This window comes from Dactylosporangium sp. CA-233914, from assembly GCF_050942935.1.
GTDB lineage: Bacteria > Actinomycetota > Actinomycetes > Mycobacteriales > Micromonosporaceae > Dactylosporangium.
In genome coordinates this window covers 8,000,400-8,020,775 of record NZ_CP192030.1, presented here as the reverse complement: position 1 = coordinate 8,020,775, position 20,376 = coordinate 8,000,400, and the positions used below count along the sequence as shown (strand labels likewise).

Annotated in this window: 13 protein-coding genes; 8 read left to right on the top strand and 5 right to left on the bottom strand. The window is 68.7% G+C overall.

Annotation, left to right across the window (positions count from 1 at the left end; genetic code table 11):
• Positions 1 to 3: 3 nt before the first annotated feature.
• The 4 genes from ACQPY0_RS35690 to ACQPY0_RS35675 all read right to left on the bottom strand — a co-directional run bounded on the left by ACQPY0_RS35690 (position 4) and on the right by ACQPY0_RS35675 (position 3,704).
• Positions 4 to 459: a thioesterase family protein gene (locus ACQPY0_RS35690; protein WP_432970784.1), complete on the bottom strand. Its 456-nt coding sequence runs from the start codon at positions 457 to 459 to the stop codon at positions 4 to 6.
• Positions 452 to 2,074, bottom strand: coding sequence for an AMP-binding protein (locus ACQPY0_RS35685; RefSeq protein ID WP_432970781.1), 1,623 nt, complete (start codon positions 2,072 to 2,074; stop codon positions 452 to 454). Before ACQPY0_RS35685 ends, ACQPY0_RS35690 begins: the two co-directional genes overlap by 8 nt.
• Positions 2,071 to 2,850 (bottom strand): enoyl-CoA hydratase/isomerase family protein, encoded by a 780-nt coding sequence (locus ACQPY0_RS35680; protein WP_432970778.1) that lies wholly within the window; start codon positions 2,848 to 2,850, stop codon positions 2,071 to 2,073. The genes ACQPY0_RS35685 and ACQPY0_RS35680 overlap by 4 nt, the downstream gene beginning before the upstream one ends.
• A gap of 203 nt (positions 2,851 to 3,053) precedes the next feature.
• Positions 3,054 to 3,704, bottom strand: coding sequence for a TetR family transcriptional regulator (locus tag ACQPY0_RS35675; RefSeq protein WP_432970775.1), 651 nt, complete (start codon positions 3,702 to 3,704; stop codon positions 3,054 to 3,056).
• A 397-nt stretch (positions 3,705 to 4,101) separates the two neighbouring features.
• Between ACQPY0_RS35675 and ACQPY0_RS35670 the strand changes: the two genes are divergently transcribed.
• The 8 genes from ACQPY0_RS35670 (at position 4,102) to ACQPY0_RS35635 (ending at position 14,450) form a co-directional block, all read left to right on the top strand.
• On the top strand, positions 4,102 to 5,862 hold the full coding sequence (locus ACQPY0_RS35670; protein WP_432970772.1) for an ABC transporter substrate-binding protein: 1,761 nt from the start codon (positions 4,102 to 4,104) through the stop codon (positions 5,860 to 5,862).
• A 62-nt stretch (positions 5,863 to 5,924) separates the two neighbouring features.
• Complete coding sequence (locus tag ACQPY0_RS35665; RefSeq protein ID WP_432970769.1) at positions 5,925 to 6,887, top strand: ABC transporter permease; 963 nt, start codon at positions 5,925 to 5,927, stop codon at positions 6,885 to 6,887.
• Positions 6,884 to 7,798: an ABC transporter permease gene (locus ACQPY0_RS35660; protein ID WP_432970766.1), complete on the top strand. Its 915-nt coding sequence runs from the start codon at positions 6,884 to 6,886 to the stop codon at positions 7,796 to 7,798. Before ACQPY0_RS35665 ends, ACQPY0_RS35660 begins: the two co-directional genes overlap by 4 nt.
• Entirely contained in the window at positions 7,795 to 8,856 is a 1,062-nt protein-coding gene (locus ACQPY0_RS35655) for an ABC transporter ATP-binding protein (RefSeq protein WP_432970763.1), read from the top strand. The genes ACQPY0_RS35660 and ACQPY0_RS35655 overlap by 4 nt, the downstream gene beginning before the upstream one ends.
• Positions 8,849 to 9,907, top strand: a complete 1,059-nt coding sequence (locus ACQPY0_RS35650) for an oligopeptide/dipeptide ABC transporter ATP-binding protein (protein WP_432970760.1) — start codon at positions 8,849 to 8,851, stop codon at positions 9,905 to 9,907. The genes ACQPY0_RS35655 and ACQPY0_RS35650 overlap by 8 nt, the downstream gene beginning before the upstream one ends.
• Entirely contained in the window at positions 9,904 to 11,835 is a 1,932-nt protein-coding gene (locus tag ACQPY0_RS35645) for a CocE/NonD family hydrolase (RefSeq protein ID WP_432970757.1), read from the top strand. Before ACQPY0_RS35650 ends, ACQPY0_RS35645 begins: the two co-directional genes overlap by 4 nt.
• 154 nt (positions 11,836 to 11,989) lie before the next feature.
• The gene (locus ACQPY0_RS35640; protein WP_432970754.1) at positions 11,990 to 12,955 is read left to right on the top strand and encodes a methyl-accepting chemotaxis protein; all 966 of its coding nucleotides are present in this window, start codon (positions 11,990 to 11,992) and stop codon (positions 12,953 to 12,955) included.
• Between the two features lie 130 nt (positions 12,956 to 13,085).
• Positions 13,086 to 14,450, top strand: a complete 1,365-nt coding sequence (locus tag ACQPY0_RS35635) for a glutamine synthetase (RefSeq protein ID WP_432970751.1) — start codon at positions 13,086 to 13,088, stop codon at positions 14,448 to 14,450.
• 88 nt (positions 14,451 to 14,538) lie between these two features.
• Here the strand turns inward: ACQPY0_RS35635 and ACQPY0_RS35630 are convergent, their stop codons facing one another.
• Positions 14,539 to 20,109, bottom strand: a complete 5,571-nt coding sequence (locus tag ACQPY0_RS35630) for a GH92 family glycosyl hydrolase (RefSeq protein ID WP_432970748.1) — start codon at positions 20,107 to 20,109, stop codon at positions 14,539 to 14,541.
• Positions 20,110 to 20,376 lie beyond the last annotated feature (267 nt).

Sequence of the window (20,376 nt, the reverse complement as noted above, 5' to 3'; positions counted from 1 at the left end):
CCGTCATGGTGCCGGGATTCCGTCGGGATCGGTGGGCGCGTCCGCGCTGGCTCGTGGTGCCGCGAGATCGGCACGGCGCTGGTCGAGCCGTTGGTTGATGCGATCGGTGAGAACCGCGGCCCGGGTGTGCTCCACCTGCGCGCACTCGATGTCCCCGTCCATGACGGTGACGGTGAACGACAGCGTGCGGCGATCAACCTTGACAAGGCGGGCGTGCGCGGTCAGGACCGCGCCTACGGGCGAGGGCGCCAGGTGCCTGATCGTCGCCTCGATGCCGACGGTCGTCTCCTGGGCCTCGAGGTAGTCGCTGACGCTCTGGTGACAGGCGACCTCCGCGAGGCCGAGCACAAACGGTGTGGCTGCCGCGGGCGGGAACGCGTCGCCGAAGCGGGCCGCCACATCGAGGTCGGTGACCTCTCGGGACAGGGATGCCGAACGGTTCTCCGGCACATCACGCATTGCTGACCTCGCTCGGCTCGGTGGTCTGGGGCTGCGCCGGGTGCGCTTCGCGGTCCCAAACCCGGCCCGGGACCCGCTCCGCCGTTCGCAGCGCGACTTTGTCGATCTTTCCGGTAGGTGTCCTCGGCAGGGCATCGACGAGTTCGACGTACCGCGGGAGCTGGAACCGGCCGAGGTTGTGCGACGCGAAGGTCCACACATCGACCTCCGTGAGCGAGCTACCCGCCGCCCGGACGATCAGCACCTTCACGTCTTCCTCGGTGAGTTCGCTCGTGACGCCGATCGCGGCGCACTCCCGGATCTCGCTGTGGCGCATGAGAGCTTCCTCGACCTCGAACGCGCTGATGTTCTCGCCTCGGCGCCGGATGACGTCCTTCTTGCGGCCGACGAAGAAGTAGTTCCCCTGCGCGTCGCGGCGCACGAGGTCTCCGCTGTGGAACCACAGGTTCCGTGCGGCGCTCATGGTCGCTTCCGGGTCGGCGAAGTAGCCGTTGAACATCGTGAACGGGCGGCGCGGCCGGATGATGAGCTCGCCGACGGCTCCGTCCTGGACCGGCTCGTCATCCTCGTCGACGACGAGGGTCTCGAAGTCCTCGTTCTGCCGGCCGCATGAACCCGGCACGCGAGGCGCGCTCCAGTGCTGCGTGATCGGGAGATTCGCCTCGACCGAGCCGTAGAGTTCGAGAAGTTGAAGCCCGAAACGGCGTTCGAAGTCGGGGGCCCAGTCCGGAAGCGGCACACCCCATGCCAGGCGAACCGGATTGTCCGCATCGTCCGGCTTGGGGGCCGCCTTGTGCAGGATCGACAGGGTGGCGCCCATGAAGTCGAACACGGTGGCCTCGACCTGGCGAACCTCGGACCAGAATCGGGAGGCGCTGAAGCGCTGCCCGATGGCCGCGGTCGCACCGAGCATCAGCGCCGGAACGACGGTCAGCGCGGTGGCGTCGGCATGGAACAGTGGGTACGGGCAGTACAGAACATCGTCGCCGCGGAGGCCGAAGTCGCGGATCGCGATGGCTGCCTGACTGGAGAAGTAGCGGTTGGACAGCACACAGGCCTTTGACCGCCCCGTCGAACCGGACGTGTACAACATGCCGGCGGTGTCCGCCGGCCGGACGTCGAGCGGATCGAAGACCGGCGCGGCGCCGAGCAGGTGACGCAGGTCCGGTGCGTCACCATTGGCGCCGGCGCGCGGCTCGGCCACCAGGATGGGCACGGCCTCGCCGGTCTCGGTCGAGGGTGCGCCGGCCTCGTCGAGTGGCGCGAGCAGTGATCGATCGACGACGAGAAGCCTGGGATTGGCCAGAGCGATGGCGCGGGCGAGTACACCACCTCGCCATTCGGTGTTGACGGGAACCCAGACGGCGCCGAGACGGTTCGCGGCGAACCACGTCTGGACGCAGGCCAGCGAGTTCCTCATGAAGACCACGAGCCGGTCGCCGCGCCGGAGCCCCTGTTCGGCGAGCGCTCCGGCGAGGGCCGCGACCTGCCCGTCGAACTCCGAGTACGTCGTGTCACGGCCGTCGATGCGAAGGAACGTGCGTCGGGGCCACTGCCGGACCGCCTCGGCAAGAAGGCCGGACAGCGTCTCGGTTCCCGACAGTCTCGTCGTCACGATCGTGCACCTGCCACGTTTCCGCGCAGCTTGAAGTCCTCGAACGCGGCGTCCGCCTCGATCGAGGCGAAGCAGTACGTCGCGGCGTCGACCTCCATCCGCAGGTTCGCCTCCTGCATGGGAAAGGTGGCCGTCTCGATCGCGTGCTTGGCCGCCGCGAGGGAGCGCGGAGGCTGACCCGCGAGTTCGGCCGCCAGTTCGTGGGCTCGAGCCGAGGCGTCAGCCGTCTCCTCGATCGCCAGGCCCAAGGCCACCGCTTCGGTCGATTCGATCCACCGCCCGCGCAGCAGGAGCTCCTTCGCCCGCATCAGACCGACGATCTGCGGCAGGCGCAGGGTGATGCCACCGGTGTGGGCGTGGCCGATGGGGACTTCCGGGAAGCGAATGCGTGTGCCCTTCTGGAGTACAACGAGATCGGCGGCCAGCGCGATCTCGGCGCCGCCGCCCACCGCGTAACCGTGTACGGCCGCCACGACGGGTGCCTTGAGGCGGGTGATGGCGCGAGTCACCTCCTGCAGGAGCTCGAAGGAGCGGCGCAGCTCATCGGGCTTTCCGGACTGTGGAGCGAGCGTCTGCTTGAGATCCTCGCCGGTGCAGAAGGCTCGGCCCGTGCCGGTGAGGACCACCGCCCGGGCGTCCTGAGCTTCGTGCAGCGCTCGTACCAGCTGGCTCAGCAACGAGACATTGATCGCGTTGAGCGAATCCGGCCGATTGAGCGTAATGGTTCTTACGCCCTCGGTCTCAGTGGCTAGCACGTCCTGCTCCTGACGGTTCACGTACGCGTCCTCCTGATCCGGGCGCCGCTGAAGGGGCGCTGCTGCCCACCGTGCCCTGCGGACCCCTCGAGGCTCGCTCCGTGTGGAGGCACTCGAGGCTTCTCCGCGACCAGCGATCGCCACAGGGAAGCGATCGCAGAAGCACACTATAGAGCGAACGCCCGTTCCACAAAAGGCCCGGCTCGGATACGCCTGAGCGCGGATCACGCCTGCCGCGCGATCGGCGCCGGCCGGTTGGCCCGGCGGCGATTGGTGCCTTGCACCACGTCCAGTGCCGGTCGCGCCCGCAGGCCGTCAAGGAGTGCGTCCGCGAACGCGCGGGCTATCGCCGCCGGCCGCTCCGGCCCGTCGGCTCGGTACCACCGTGCGACGCCGGTGGCCGCGGTCATCAGCATGCGAACGACGACGCGGCTGTCCTCGACGACGAAAACGCCATCGCGGATGCCCTCGTCGATGATGTCGCGGAAGATCGCCTCTTCGCGGTCGCGCAGCGCGATCACGTCGCGCCGATACACCCCTTCGAGCCGTCGCAGCTCGGCGTCCGCGATGAACGCTTCCCGTTGCCGCGATGTGTGCCAGTCGACCTCGGCGCCCAGCGCGGCCCGCAGCTTCTCCTCGGCCCCGTTCATGCCGTGCAGACTGCGCAGGACAAAGCTCGTCGACTCTTCGATGGAGCGTCGCATGACCTCGTAGAGCAGGTCGTGCTTGTTCTTGTAGTGGTAGTACACCGAAGACATCTGTACTCCGGCCGCTTGCACGATCGAGCGCATCGACGCCGCGGCGTATCCGTGCTCGTAGAACATCGCGACCGCGGCATCGTAGATCCGCGCCTTGGTGTCTTCGGTGTTTCGCACTGAGTCTCCCTCGCCTGCATCGCTGGAAGGTGGAGCCTAAAGCCCGCGCGGCCGGAGCCGTTGGCAGCCGCGAGATCGCGTCCGGCGCCAGGCGCCCAGCGCAGATCGACGGTATCGCGCCGGGAGCGACACCGGGATCAACGCTGGCGACCGTCTGAGCCGCTGCGGCAGGGGGCGACCGTCGGACCGTGGCCCAACTAAAGGTAAACCACAGTGTTCTCAGGGTCGACGCGACCGTGGCAAGACGCTCTTGACAGCATCACACTGATCCCGCATCGTTCTGTGGAACGGGCGTTCGCTCTATACGCGGCGGGACCGCTGCCGGCCCGTGGCGATCCACCCATATGAGGCGGCACGCCGATCCAGGCGGCCAGGGTCCGATGCGAAGGAGATCGTTGTGCGATTCAAGCGCCCCTTGCTGACCACGCTGGGCTTAAGTGTGGCCCTCGTGCTCAGTGCGTGTTCAGGCGGAGGCAACCAGCCCGCCGGGGACGGCCAGAAACAGGCCGGCGGCACCGTGACGATCGGTGACCGCCAGATCAACTGGTTCAACCCGATCCTGTCCGCGGCCGCCTGTACGGGCCACAACCTGCGCACGGTGCAGTCCATGCTGTATCGGCCGGTGCTGGCGATCTCGCCGAAGTTGGACGTGAACTGGGCCGACAGCATCGCCTCGGCCGTGACGCCCTCGGATCAGGGGACGAAGTACTCGGTCACGCTCAAGCCGTTCAAGTGGTCCGACGGAACGCAGATCACCTCCGCGGACGTGGCCGCCTTCTACTACGTGCTCAAGTACGGCGCCAAGAGCAACTCATGCCTGTTCGGCCTCGGCGGGCTGCCGGATCAGACGTCCGAGTTCAAGATCACTGACGAGACGCATTTCGAGATCAACTATACCCCGCGCAGTGCGGGCTACAACCCGACGTGGGTTCAGTTGAGCGCGCTGACCTGGCTCACCCCACTACCCATCAAGCAGTGGGTCACCGCCTGCCCGGGCACCGGCTTCAGCCCGACCAACCCGAGCGAGACGGGTGCTGCCGCCTTGTGGCAGTGCCTCAACGAACAAGGCGCCAACTACAAGTGGGCCGGCTACGACACCGTCAGCGGCCCGTACAAGATCGACGCCGCGAACTGGAACAGCAGCAGTACGTACCCGTTCGTGAAGAACGCCGCATACTCGGGCCAGGCGCCGAGCCTGGACAAGATCATTTTGGTGAACCAGGCGTCGACGACCGACGTCTTCACGGGCCTCAAGTCCGGCACGCTCGACATCGGCGTGATCCCGGCGAATCTGGTCCCGCAGGTCAAGTCGCTTCGCGACTTCACAGCCGAGCCGGCGGCGATGTGGGCCGACTCCCGGATCGTGCTCAACCTGCAGGCGATGAACGCCGGTCTGCGTGAAGCGTTCAACGACAAGCAGGTTCGCATCGCGCTGCAGCGGGGCGTGGATACCGACACGATCGTCAACAACCTTTCGCACGGAGTCTGGTACCCCAGCTACGGGCCGGTGCCGTCCAACCCGCAGACCTACCTCAGCCCGGAGCTGAAGTCCGGGTCGCCCTACCCGTTCGACATCGAGAAGGCCAAGCAGGTGCTGGCGGCAGCCGGCTACACCCTGGTCGACGGAGTGCAGACCAAGAACGGCACACCGCTGGCGTTCACGTTGACGTACACCAGCGGCGACCCCATGATCGAGAGCGTCGTCCAGCTGCTGCAATCCGACTGGGCCAAGATCGGCGTGAAGGTCACGCTCACCGCGATGCCGGCCGCGGCGCTGGGTAACGCCCAGTTCGATCCCGCTCAGGCGAAGAAGCTGGAAGCGTCGACCGTCTTCCCGGGGGGATGGGTCTACCAGCCGAACTATTACCCGACCGGCGAGACGCTGTGGAACTGCAACGGAACCTCCACATCGTTCTTCGGGTTCGTGTGCGACGAGAAGCTCGACAGGCTCATCAGCAAGACCACCGAGAACCCGAGCAGCGGCACCTCGGCCCAGGACGCGCTGAACCAGTACCAGAACTACGTGGCTGACAACGCCTACAACATCTTTGTCCCGGCCGGCTGGGGCGACCTCGTGGTTTCGAACAGTGTCGGTGGCGTCCGGGACAGGTACGCCTCCCACATGTGGTATCCGGAGTACTGGTATCGGACTTCGTAACCAACGTCCAGGAATACAGCACCCCGGACCGACCTCGCCGGGCAGCACAGGAAGGGAGCGGTATGCTGAGGTTTCTCGTCAGACGGCTGGGCCAGGGGATCGGCGTCCTGCTCGGTCTCACGATCGTGACCTTCCTGTTTCTGCATATGCTGCCCGGCGGGCCGGCCCGTGCTCTGCTCGGTGCCAAAGCCACGCCGGAAACGGTCGCCGCGCTCAACCGCTCGCTCGGTCTTGACCGGCCACTGCCCGTGCAATACCTGCAGTGGCTCGGACGACTGCTGCACGGCGATCTCGGTGAGTCGTACCAGCAGGGGCAGTCGGTGGGGAGCCTGCTGGCCCAGCGGCTCCCGCCGACGCTCCTGCTCGTTGGAACCGCGGTCGTCCTGTCGCTGCTGATCGCGATCCCGCTGGGGGTCTACCAGGCGACCCACCGCAACCGGCTCGGCGACTACCTCGGCACGCTCGGGGGACTGCTGGGCTACTCCATGCCCGTCTTCTGGTTCGGACTCCTGCTCATCATGGTGTTCTCGCTGAACCTGGATTGGTTCCCCGCCGGAGGAATCGTGAGCCCGAGGCAGAGCATGGGCGACGTCACGGCACGTGTGCAGCACCTGGTGCTCCCGGTGGCAATGCTGAGCGTCGCCTACGTGGCGACCTGGAGCAGGTACGTCCGTGCCTCGATGCTCGACGTCCTCGGACAAGACTTCGTCCGCATGGCAGAAGCCAAAGGGGCCAAGCGTTCTCGTGTCTTGTACGCGCACGCACTGCCCAACGCCTTGATATCGACCGTCACGCTCGTCGGGACCTCACTGCCGTTCGTCCTGTCCGGCTCCCTCGTCGCGGAGGTCGTGTTCAACTACCAGGGCATGGGCCTGCTGTTCTGGAACGCCGCTCAAGTCAAGGACTTCCCGGTGCTGATGGGAACCGTGGTACTGCTCGGTTTCGCCACCGTGGCGGGAAGCATCCTCGCCGACGTCGTCAACGCCGTTCTCGATCCCCGCATCCGGCGAAGGAGCCTGGCATGATCCCCATCGCCGCCGACGCTGCCGCCGGCGCGGAAGACACCGCACGCGACGACGAGCCCCGCAAGCCCAAAGGGATCCGCGCCACCCTGCACACCTTCGCGCAGAACACGACCGGTGTCGCGGGGGTCCTCCTACTGCTGCTCATCGCGGCGGCCTGCTGGATCGGCCCGCTGTTCTACCACGCCGAACCCAACGCCATCGATCCCACCGCGTCGCTGACCGCGCCGAGTCACGACCATCCGCTCGGAACCGATCAGCTGGGCCGGGACGTCCTCGCCCGGCTTCTGCACGGCGGCCAGGTCTCGCTCCTCATCGGTCTGGCGGCCGCGGTCACCGCCACCGTGCTCGGTGTGGCCTGCGGGGTCGTCGCCGGCCTCTACGGTGGCTGGGTCGACTCGATGCTCATGCGGTTCGTCGACGTCATGATCGCCATCCCGACGATGTTCTTCGTACTCCTGCTCGCGACCATCTTCCGGCCGTCGGCACCGCTGTTGATCATTGTCGGGGCGATCGGGGCATGGCTGGTTCCCGCGCGTCTGATGCGCGCTGAAGCCCAGAGCATCATGGCCAGACCCTACGTCGAAGCCGCACGGGGAATGTCCGCCCGCAACGGCCGGCTCGTACGCCGCTACCTCGTGCCCAACTCGATCGGCACCATCGTGGTCAATCTGACGTTCCAGGTGGCCGACGCGATGCTGCTCATCGCCGGCCTCAGCTTTCTCGGCTTCGGTATCCCCGCACCCACCGCGTCCTGGGGTTCGATGCTCTCCAACGCTCAGGACTTCATCTTCCAAGGCGCCTGGTGGCTCGTGTACCCCGTCGGCGGCGCCATCCTGCTCACGGTCGTCGCCGTGAACCTCGTGGGGGATGCCCTCAGGGACGCTTTCGACGTAAGGCTTCGCGACCGATGAACAAGACCCCGATCTCCGGGCAGATCGCGCCCGAAACGACCGACGAGACAGTGCTCGACGTCCGGGAGCTCACCACCGAGCTGCAGACCCGCGACGGCGTCCTGCGCGCTGTCGACAACGTCTCCTTCACCGTCCGGGCCGGGGAGGTCGTCGGCGTCGTCGGAGAGTCAGGCTGCGGCAAATCGATGACCGCGCAGTCCGTCCTCGGTCTGCTGCCGCCGTCAGGAAAGATCGTCGCCGGGTCGGTGAAGCTCGCCGGCCGCGAACTGGTCGGGCTCAAGCCCGCGGAGCTGCGCAGGGCGCGGCTGCGTGGCCTCGCCGTGGTGTTCCAAGACCCGATGACCTCGCTGAACCCGGTCCACAAGGTCGGGGCCCAGGTCGCCGAGGCGGCCCGAATCCACCTTGGGCTGTCCCGCCAAGACGCCAAGCGGGCCGCGCTGGAGGCTCTCGAACGGGTCCACATCCCGTCGGCCGCCAGACGGTTCAACGACTACCCGCATCAGCTCTCCGGCGGCATGCGGCAGCGGGTCGTCATCGCCATGGCCATGGTGACCCAGCCGAAGGTCCTCATCGCCGACGAACCCACGACCGCGCTGGACGTGACGACCGAGGCGAAGATCCTCGACGGGCTCGAGGAACTCCGCTCGGCCACCAACATGGGCGTCCTGCTCGTCACCCACGACATCGGAATGATCAGCTCCCGCGCCGATCGGCTCGTCGTGATGTACGCCGGCCGGATAGTCGAACAGGGGGTCACCGCTGAAGTCATCGCCCGCCCGCGACACCCCTACACCGCGGCACTCATCGAATCCGTGCTCACGCCGGAGACTCCGCACCGGTCCATCCTGCCGGCGATCAGCGGCTCACCGCCCGATCTGCGCCGCCGCTTCACGGCCTGCCGCTTCGCCGAGCGCTGCGGGCGCGTCGAGGACCGCTGCCGCGACGGCGACCCCGCTCTGGTCCCGATCGAGAACGAGCAGCGGTGGGTGGCATGCGTGCGCCCGCTCAGCGGATCACAGAATCCGGCGACCGTGCTGAAGGACTCAACACATGCGTGAACCCCAGGCGCCACCCAGCACCGCCCCGTTGGTCACGGTTACCGATGTGGTCCGCGACTTCAGGCTCGGCGAACGGCTCTTCCCGGGAAGGTCGGCCGCCGTCAACCGCGCAGTCGACCACGTCAGCTTCTCCGTCCCGGCCGGCAGCACCTTCGGCCTGGTCGGCGAGACCGGATCCGGCAAGACCACCCTCGGCCGCATGATCGCCGGCCTTGAATCCGTCACGTCGGGCTCGATCGTCGTGGCCGGATCAGACCTGGCCCGGCTGCGCCGAGGGCGGCTTCGCGCGCACCGCCGGGGCGTGCAGATGGTCTTTCAAGACCCGTACGCGTCGCTGAACCCGCGGATGACCGTCGGCGACCTGATCCGCGAACCGCTCGACATCCACCACGTCGGTTCCCGCGCCGACCGCGATCGGCGCGTCGCCGTTCTGCTGAACATGGTCCACCTCAACCCGCGATCAGCGTCCCGCTACCCGCAGGAGTTCTCCGGGGGCCAGCGCCAGCGAATCGCGATCGCGCGAGGATTGGCACTGAACCCGAAGCTCGTCGTCCTCGACGAGCCGGTCGCCGCCCTGGACCTGTCCGTCCGAGCGCAGATCACGAATCTGCTCATCGAACTGCAAGACTCCACGGGCATCACCTACGTGCTGATATCCCACGACCTGCTCGGCGTCCGGCACATGGCCGACCGTGTCGCGGTCCTCTATCGAGGCAAGCTCGTCGAGCTGGGGCCCGCGCTCGAGGTGTACGCCCATCCGCAGCACCCGTACACCCGCCAGCTGATCGACGCGATCCCGGCTCTCGGACGACACCACACGACCGGCATCGTGCGCGATTCCCAAGCCGCGAGCACCCCGGACGCCGCCACCGAGACCGGTTGCCCGTTCGCCCCGCTGTGCCCGAACGCCCAGGAAGTATGCCGTCGCGAGTCGCCAGCCCTTGAGGAGTACCCGACCATGCACAACGTGGCCTGCCACTTTCCGCTCACGCCCCGCGACGGGGACGCATCGAACGCCCGCCCCGTCTCGTCGTCGCAGGACGCCCGGTGACCGGCCACCCCGCTCCCTCGCTACGCAACGTCGGACTCGCCATGCGCGACGGCTGCACCCTGGCCGCCGACGTCTACCTGCCCGACGGCCCGGGTCCCTGGCCCACTGTCGTCATGCTCACGCCCTACTCCAAGGACGCCTACCACGGCATCATCGACGCGAACTATCTCGCCTACTACGCACGCAACGGCTATGCCGCGGCGATCGTAGACTTTCGCGGCACAGGATCCTCCGAAGGCGTGAAGCCCGATGCGTTCCAGTCGGTCGAGTCCAGCGACGTCTACGACAGCATCGAGCAGCTCGCCGCGCAGGACTGGTGTGACGGCAACGTCGGCATCTGGGGCGTCTCCTACAGCGGCATCGCCGCGCTGCGGGCGGCCGCCGCGCACCCGCCGCACCTGCGCGCTGTCGTCGCCGTCGAAGGATCGACCGACCCCTACGAGTACGAGGTCATGCGCAGCGGAGCAACAGGGCTCGCGATGATCGTCGGCGAGTGGTCGGGGATGATGATGTGCTTCAACTCCCTCCCCGCCTTCGCCGGCACACCCGGCGACAACGCCGCGGAGGTCTGGGCCGCGCACCTCGACGCCCTGACACCCTGGCACTTCGCCTGGCGGGACCACCCGGTCCGGGACCACTACTGGCAGGGCCGCGACGTCGACCCCGCGAGCGTCGACGTGCCGACAATGATCATCACCGGCTGGCGGGACACCAACACCCTCGGCGCCTGGCGCGACTTCACCAGCTTGAAAGGGCCACGACGGCTCATCGCCGGTCCCTGGCAGCACGGCCAACCCGACCGGGACAGCAACCGCCCCATCCACTCCATCAATGAGATGATCCAGTGGTTCGACCGATGGATGCGAAGTGGGCCGGCGACGACCACCGACCCGCAGCCGGTCAACCTCTACGTCCTGGGCCGCGACGAGTGGGAGTCGTACCGGGACTGGCCGGTGGCGACCACGACACGGACGCTGTACCTCACCGGCGACAGCCGACTGAGCGACAGCCCCCCGGCGCATCGCCACGACGTCCCCGTGGTCTTCGACGCGACGGTCGGCATCCACGGCGGCCTGGGAACCAGCCACGTGCCGCAAGACCAGAGCGGCGACGACGAACGGTCCACCCTGTTCTCCAGCGAGGTGTTGGGCGAGCCGCTTGAGATCATCGGCCAGATCGAGGCCGAGCTGGAGCTCACCGGAGTACACCCCGATGCCGACGTCGCCGTCCGCGTTGTCGACGTCGGACCCGACGGATCCTCGACATTGGTCGCCAAGGGCTTCCTACGCCTGAGCAACCTCGCCCCGGACTACGTCGGCGAAACCGTCACGCAATCCGCCACGACCGTACGTGTCGCCTGCAACCCGACGCGGTACCACGTCGCCGCCGGACACCGGATCCGCCTGGCCGTCGCGGCAGCGGACTTCCCGGAGATCTGGCCGCCCGCCCGCGCAGCCGACTACGCGATCACCGTGGGCGGTGAACAGACCCGATCGAGCCGCGTGACCATCCCGCAACCGGCCGAGCCGCCGGCCGGTACTCCCGTCTTCGGTCCACCCGACGCGTCGCTGGTCCGGCAACCCGCCGCCCCGTCGCGGTCATCTCTGACGATCTCCTCGCCGGACGCGTCCGGCGCCGCATCGGTGGCCGCGACGGCCGGCCTTTCGCTGACCACCTTCGACGGCGACCGGGTCGACCTCACCGTGAACCACCGGGCATCGACGTTCGTGCGGCATCCGGACCGAACCCAGCTGACGACCGACAGCCGGCTGACGATCCAGCAGCCCCATCGCACCGTCACCATCGACGCCTGCTCCTACAGCAGCCATGACATGGCCTCGGCAACCGTCGACATCGCAATCGACGGCCGCACCATCCACCACAAGCACTTCCGGCATACCCCGAGCACCGCACGACCGCAGCCATGACACCGGCGGTCGCCAGGCTCGGACCGCCCGTCGCAAAACACTCAGGTCGGCGTTGGGCAGCCGATTGAGGAGCAGAGAGGTTCCGCGAGGCGGGGGAACGCGCATGGTCTGGCGACGGGGACGAGACGGCTCGGCCGCAATCCAACCTTCAACGGTGGAGATCACGCAACCGGTCGCGGCATCCTCCGAACGCGACGAGCTCAAGGCGGAGATCGAATCGCTACGTGAGCGGCATGCGGTAGCCCTCGAGCGGTTCGAACTGATGATCGATGCGGCCGGGATCGGTTTGTGGGACATGGACGTCGTGGCCGACGATCCCGTGAACCCGAACAACGTCTTCAACTGGTCTCAGGATTTTCGTCGTATGCTCGGCTTCACCGACGACCGGGACTTTCCGAACATCCTGTCGAGCTGGTCGTCCCGGCTGCACCCCGAGGACGTGGACCGGGTGGTCACAGCGTTCATGAACCACCTCAACGATCGAACCGGACGGATTCCATACGACATCGAGTACCGGTTGGCCCTGAAGGACGGCAGCTATCGCTGGTTTCGCGCGACCGGGGCGACGAAGCGCGACCGCGACGGTGTGCCGTTGCGTGTCGCCGGCGCGCTCTTCGACATTGATCGCGAAAAGAACCTCATGGCCACGGCCGAGAGCCAGCTTGACCAGTTGACCGCGTCCGCGGCGAAACTCGACCAGGTCAGTCACGACCTGGGGCAGGCCGTGACCGCAGCCGCCGCACGGGCGGACGAGGCCGCGGCGACGATCAGCAAGCTGGACGCCAGCAGCATCGAGATCGGAAACGTGGGCAAGCTGATCACGAGCATCGCGGCCCAGACGAATCTGCTGGCGCTCAACGCCACCATCGAGGCGGCGAGGGCCGGAAACGCGGGCAAGGGATTCGCCGTCGTCGCCGGTGAGGTCAAGGAGCTGTCGACCGAGACCGGTCAGGCTACCGAACAGATCGAGGTGCAGATCAAGGAGATCCGCATCCAGACCGGCGAGGCGGTCAAGAGCATTCAAGAGATCAACACTACGATGCAGGCACTTCGGTCGACGCGGGAGGCCGTGGACTCGTTGGTCCGGGAACAGCAGCTGTCAGCGCCGAGTCGCCGATGATCGATCGATCGAAGCACCAGGTCGCCGCGGACTGAACCCGGCGCTGCCAGCGCGCCAGCGGGTGAGAAGGCCGGTGAAGCGGGGCGCGGACCCGCACCGCGCCCGCCGCGGTCCGGCGAGAATCACGGGCATGAACCGGCGGGCGACGGCCGAGCAGGACCACGCACAGGCGCGCGACGCGGCCGGCGTGCTCGCCGCCGAGGGGGTCCACGCGGTCGCGATGACCTGGGTGGACAACGCCGGCATCACGAGGGTCAAGTCCGTGCCGGTGAGCCGGCTGCCCGACGCCGCCGTCGAGGGGGTCGGGATGTCGCCGGTGTTCGACGTGTTCCTCGTCGACGACTCGGTGACCACCAGCGCGCACATCGGCGGCCCCACCGGCGACCTGCGCCTCTTCCCCGACCTGGAGCGCCTGACGGTGCTGGCCGCCCAGCCGGGGTGGGCGTGGGCGCCGGTCGACCGCTGGACCCAGGAGGGCGAGCCGTACCGCCCGTGCCAGCGCCTGTTCGCGCGGGCGATGGCCGAGCGGGCCGCCGCGGCGGGGCTGACGCTGCGGATGGCGTTCGAGGTGGAGTGGTTCGCCGGGGCCGCCGACCCGGCTCCGCGGCCGGCGTCCACGGGCCCGGCGTACGGCATGACCCGCCTCGTGGAGCTGTCGTCGTACGCCGTCGACGTGCTCGACGCGCTCGCCGCCCAGGGCGTCACGGTGGAGCAGTTCCACCCGGAGTACTCGCCCGGCCAGCTGGAGCTCTCGGTCGCCGCCGCCGACCCGGTCGCCGCCGCCGATCTCAACGTCCTGGTGCGCCAGACGATCCGCGCCGTCTCGGCCCGCCACGGGCTGCGGGTGTCGTTCGCCCCGGTCGTCTCCGCCGGCCAGGTCGGCAACGGCTCGCACCTGCACTTCTCGGTCCACGACGGGCAGGGCAACCTGTTCGCGGGCGGCCCCGGCCCCTACGGCATGACGGAGCGCGGCGAGTCGGTCCTCGCCGGGGTGCTCGACCGGCTGCCGGCGTTGTGTGCCGTCGGCGCCCCGAGCGTGGCCAGCTACCTGCGGCTGGTGCCCCAGCGCTGGGCCGGGGCGTTCCAGTGCTGGGGCCACGAGAACCGCGAGGCCGCGCTGCGGTTCGTCGCCGGCCCGTCGGGCGCCGGCGAGCGGTGCGCCAACGCCGAGCTCAAGGCCTGCGACGGCGCCGCCAACCCGTACCTCGTGGCCGGCGCGGTCTGTGCGATCGCCGCGGACTCGGCCGGTGCCGGCCTGCGGCTGCCGCCCGAGGTGCGGGGCGACCCGGCGTCGCTCGACCCCGGCGACCAGCCGCCCCGCCTGCCGGCCACGCTGCCGGAGGCGATCGACCGGCTCCGCGCCGACGCCGGGCTCCGCGCCGCCATGGGCGATGCGCTGTTCGAGGCGTTTCTCGCGGTGCGCCGCGGCGAGGCCGAGCTGTTCGCCGACCGTGAGCCGGACGACGTCGTCGCCGCGACCCGGTGGCGGTACTGAGCGGATCGCCGGACCGGAGAATCGCGAAAGCCGCCGGTGGGTGAGCCGTGATCACGGCCCGCCCACCGGCGGCTTCGACTATCTCGGGTCAGTCGTGGCTGGTGACCGTGAAGGGCAGCGCAACCTTGGCCCCCGAGTCCGCGCCCGCCAGCGTGAGGCTGGTCGAGCCCGGTACCGCCGCCCCCGGAACGCTGATGACCGCGCCGGAGATGACGCCGTCGCCGTTCGCGTGGACGGTCATCGTGTGCAGGCCGTCACCGAAGGTGATGGTGACCGCCTCGTTGCGGGCGAACCCGGAACCGTCGACGGTGATCGCCGTACCGCGCGGGCCCGCGGTGTCCGACAGGGTCACCTCCGGCTGGTAAGCCGGCTTCGCCGGCCCGGTCAGCTCGACCGTGGCCGTCGCCGGGGCCTGCGAGGATGCGCCCTCGGCGGTGACGGCGTACAGGCCGGGCTCCGCGCCACGCGGTGCCGCGAGCGACGCGTGCACCGAGCCCGCCGCGGAGGCCATGACCGTCACGTTGCTCACCGCGTCGAGCGTGACGCTCACCTGCTCGCCGGCGGTGAACCCGGTGCCGTTGACGGTGATCGTGTCACCGGCGCCGACGGACGGCGAAGCCGAGATCGCCGGCTGCGCCCCGGGCCCGCCCACCGTCACGGTGAACGTCACGGTGCTGCTCGACAGCGTGTCCCACACGGTTACGTGCACCGTGTAGGTGCCGGTCCGCGGGTAGGTGTGCTGTCCGCTGATCGCACCGGACGCGTTGACCGCGGCGTCCTGCGGAACCGTGCCGTCACCCCACTGGACGCTGGCGTGGTAGCCGGTCGAGTCGGTGACGCCACCGGTCACCGAACCGAGCGCGGCATTGAGCGCCTGCCCGGCGGTGGCCGTCTGGTCCTTCGGGGCCGTGGTCGCCAGGGCCGCGGCCGGCGTGCCGTCGTTGGCGATGGCGAACACGTGGATCCGGCCCGTCGAGCCGGGGTCGCCGGTCTGCGCGGGCAGCGTCACCGAGACGAGCGTCTTGCCCGCCGGGATCTGGTACGGCGCGGTGGAGAACAGGAACGGCTGGGCGCCGTCCCGGTTCGTGCCGAGCAGCCGGTACCCGGCCTTGGCGACGATGATGTTGCCGTACGACGGCGTGCCGTTGGCGTTGCCGCCGAGCGTCCAGTCGCTCAGCTGGATCGGGATGCCGGCGGTGCTGCCGTCGCTGAACGTCGCCGTGCCGGTCGTGCTCTGGTTGCCCTGCGTACCGGCGCCGATGAACGAGATGCTCCTGGCGTCGGACGGCAGGTTGAGCACGATCGTGTTGGCGTTGCCGGTCGCGTTGTCCAGCGACCCGGCCGGGACCGCGGGCAGCGTGAAGTTCAGCGCCGTGCCGGGCACCCCGTGCGACTGGCCCTGGGTGACGCCCGCTGCCGTGAGTGCGGCCCGGTCGTACGCCCAGTTCTTGGCGTCGCAGTTGGCGGCCCGGACGCCCTCGTCACCGATGCAGACGGTGTCGAACGCGGCGGTGAGGCTGGAGTTCGGCGTGTAGGCCACGTCGACGGCGACCGTCGCCGAGTCCTGGCTGCTGCCATCGGTCACCGTGACGGAGGCCTGGTAGTAGCCGGGCTTGGCATAGGTGTGCGAGCCGCTGACGTCGTACACGGCCCGCGAGCTCAGGCTGGTCGTGCCGGTGGTGACCGGCGAGCCGTCACCCCAGTCGATCGTGGCCTGGTAGCCGCTCTCGGTGCCGCCGGTGACGCTGGCCAGCGGTACCGAAACCGCGGCCCCGGACAGCGCGTGCACGGTGCCCACCGAGCTGACGGTGACGTCGCCGCCGCCGAGGTCGACGTCGCCGCCTGCGAGCAGTTCGATCTCGGCGAGATTCGCTTGCGCGGCGCCCACGGTCTTCGTCACGACCAGGCGGTACTGCGTGAACTTCCCGGGGTGGTCGATCCGGAACGGCCGGGTCTGATTGCGCCACGGGAACACTTCGCTCCGGCGGGAGTCGACGGTGGTCCAGCTGATCCCGTCCTTGGAGCCCTGCAGCTTCCAGTCCGCCGGGTCGCCCGCCTTCGCACCCGAGGTGAGGGTGTAGTACGTCGGCTTCTGCTTGCCGCCGCGGTACACCCAGTTGATCTGCGGTGTATCGGAGGCGAACGTCATCTGCGTGGCCGACGAGTCGTCGAACAGCTTCGACGCGTCCTGCCCGCCGGTCGCGGTCGCGGTGCCCAGACCGGGGCCGGTGGTGTCCTGCAACGGCTTGGGCACCGCGTTGCCCTTGGTCAGCGAAGGCGGTGCGTCGTTCTTGCCGGTGCCCCACGACGACGGGCTCGGCCCCATCTGGAAGTCGATCGTGCCGCCCTTGGCCAGGACGGACGAGTCGATGGAAACCTCCTTCTGCTTCTTGCCGTTGACCTTGACGCTCTGCACGTACACGTTCCTGGTGCTGTTGTTCGCGGCGTTGACGACGATGTCGCCGCTCTTGCGGTGGACGGTCATCCGGCTGAACTGCGGCGAACCGATGGCCCAGTTCGACGAGCCGGCCTGCAGCGGGTACAGGCCCAGCGAGCTCAGGACGTACCACGACGACATCTCGCCGTTGTCCTCGTCACCCAGGTAGCCCTGGCCGATCTCGCTGCCGACGTAGAGACGCTGCAGGATCTCCCGCACGATCGCCTGCGTCTTCTGCGGCGCACCCACGTAGTCGTACATGTAGGGGATGTGGTGCGACGGCTGGTTGCTCATGCCGAGCTGGCCCATGCGGACCGCACGCGCCTCCAGCATCTCGTGGATCGTGCCGCCGTACCCACCGGGGTGGTCGGCGTTCTCCGGTGTGGCGAAGAACTGGTCGAGCTTCTGCTCCAACGCCTTCGTCCCGCCGTACAGGTTGGCCAGCCCCTGGCCGTCCTGCTGCGCGGTGAACGCGAAGTTCCAGCCGTTGGTCTCGGTGTAGACGCCACCCCAGTCCAGCGGGTTGCCGTCCCGGAACTTGCCGGAGGCGTCACGACCCTGGAAGAACTTCGTGCTCGGGTCGAAGAGGTTGACGTAGTTGCGGGCCCGCTGCAGGAAGTACTTCGACTCCTCCTTGAGGCGGTCGCGCTCCTGCTTCGGCGTGGCCGGGTCCTTGGCCAGGGCGGCGGCCATGTTGCCGATGCCGTAGTCGTTGATGAACCCTTCCAGCGCCCACGACACCGACTCGCCGGTGGAGGTCGGCGTGTAGCCGAGGAACAGCGACGTCTCGATACCCTTGCGGCCGACCCCGCTTCGCCCGGACGCGACGGTCGCGTCCTTGACCGCCGCGTTGTAGGCGGCCATCGGGTCGGGCAGCGCCACGCCGTTGAGGTACGTCTCGGCGAGCGCGACGTCCGCGCTGGTGCCGGTCATCAGGTCGGCGTAGCCGGGTGACGACCAGCGGGCGATCCACCCGCCGTCGCGGTACTGCTGGACGAAGCCGTCGGCGATCTTCGCCGCGACGTCCGGGTACAGCAGTGCGTACGCCGGCCAGACGGTCCGGTAGGTGTCCCAGAACCCGTTGTTGACGTAGATCTGCCCGTCGACGATCTTCGCGCCGGTGGTGGTGGCGCTCGACGTGCCGGTCGCCGCCGAGACCGGGCTCGCGTACTGCCAGTGCGGCGCGTTCGCGGTGCCGGTGTTCTCCGACTGCGAGTTCGGGTACAGGTTCAGGCGATACAGGTTCGAGTACAGCGAAACCAGCTGCGTCTCGGTCGCGCCGCGGACGTCGATCCGGCCGAGCCGGTCGTTCCACGCCGCCTTCGCGGCGGCGCGGATCTCCTCGAAGCTACGGCCGGTGACCTCCAGGTCGAGGTTCTTGCGGGCCTGGTCGACGGAGATGAACGACGTCGCGAGCTTCAGCGTCACCTGCTGGTTCGCCGAGGTGTCGAACGTGGCGGACGTGGCCGAGGTCGTCGTCGGCGCCCGGTCGAACGTGCCGGACACGAACATCCGGCTGCGACCGACGGACAGGCCACTGCCGTTGTCGACCCAGCCGGTGAAGGTGCCGTCCGTGCCGATGGTGAACGTGCCGTTGTAGAAGACGAGGCTTGCGGTGCTCCCCGTGGGGAAGGTGAACTGCATGATGCCGCCGTGGTCGGTGGGCGACATCTGCGCGATCAGGCCGTTGGTCGTCTTGACCCGGTAGAAGTCGGGTTGCGCGGTCTCGTCGCTGTGGCTGAACGCGAGGGCCCGGCTGCTCGGCGTCCCGGTGAGGGAGCCGCCGGCCGGCACCGGCATGACCGACATCTGGTTACGGTCGCCCATCCACGGGCTGGGCTCGTGCGAGATCGCGAGGCCCTGCAACGTGGGCAGGTTGGCCGAGTTGTTGGCCTTCTGGTACTCGTACTCCCACGAGTTCGAGGTGGCGTTGGTGACCGGCGTGAAGAAGTTGAAGCCGTTCGGCAGCGCCGAGAGCGGCAGGTTGTTGCCGCGCGAGAACGAGCCCGAGGCGTTGGTCCCCCGCCGGGTGTCGACGTAGTTCGTCAGGCTGGAGCCGTCGATCGAGGCCGGCGTGCCCGCGACGGTGACGTCGTCGAGCCAGCCCTGGAACCGGGTCGCGGCGGTGGCCCGCGGGTCGTCGTAGGCCAGCAGGATACGGTCGATCGTCTTGCCCTTGGCGACCGCGCCGATGTCGGACTGCACCGCGTTCCACTGGTCGGCGTAGAGCACCTTCGAGGCGCCTTGCCCGGCGGCGGTGAGTGCGTACCCGTGCTGGTCGAGCGCCGGGAGCCCGCTGAGGTAGCTGCCGTCGGTGAAGTGCAGGTCGACGGCGGCGTACGTGGAGGGGTACTGGGCGTCCTGCCCGGTGTACTCGGGGAAGATCTTGTAGGACAGCCGGCTCTTCGGCCCGACGGGGATGTTCACGTCGAAGAGCTTGTTGGTCGCGTATGAGCGGCCGTCGGCCTCGGCGCCGCCTGCGTACCGCAGCGAAGCCACCCCGGTGAACCCGGCGCTCGGCTTCATGTTGTAGCCGCTGACCGGGCCGGAGCCCACGACGCTGACCATCGGGGTGGCCGGCGGCTTGGTGTTCGAGCCGTCGCTGATGTCCCAGTCGGCGAGCTGGACCAGCGAGTCACCGGAGTTCGCGGTGATGTTCAGCCGGTAGTAGCTGTACGCGGTGGTGTTGGTGAAGCTGTAGGTGTTGGTGGCCAACCGCCCGCTGAACGACTGGCCCGTCCGCCGGTCGAGGTCGGCCCACTGGCTGCCGTCGTTCGACCCCTGCACGGTGAAGTCCTTGGGATCGCGGGTCGCCGCGTCGTTCGCGGAGGTCAGCGAGTACTTCACGACCGCCGCGGGATTGGCGAGCCGGTAGGCGACCCAGCCGGTCGGATTGAACGCCAGCCACTTGGTGGACGGATTGCCGTCCTTGAGCATGACCGCGGTTTCGTTCGGCGGGTTCTCCGCGCTCGCGGTCACCGCGCTGACCTGGTTGAGCAGGCTGCCGGGCAGCCCGGTGGGGCTCGATCCGCTCAGGTTGCCCAGGACCGGTTCGCCGTTCGCGCCGACCTCGACGGTGCTCGCCGGCGGTCGCGGGTCGTTGGCCTCGAACGAGGAGCTGAAGTCGCCGGCCGCCGGCGCGGCGCTCGCGGTGGTCGCGGCAACGAGCAGCCCGATCGGCAGCAGGAGTGCGGTTGCTCCGGCTAACCGTCGGCGGGACAAGGGGGGACCTACTGGGGCGCCGGTGGGCACCTTCATACGGAACTCCAGGGGGTGATCGCGGGCGCACGGAGCGCGCCCGTTGGAGATCGCCAGCCTTTCGCCGCCTGACAGCGTTGTCAAGATACATCCGCGTAACCATCTGGAAATGGAAATGTCTGCCGCCGCTCGTCGCCCCGGGGCGCTGAGCGTCGGCCCGGTCGCCTTGCGCACCCGCGCGCCGTAGTGGCGGGGACGGATGGATTGTTTCCCCGGCCGTGAGCGACGACA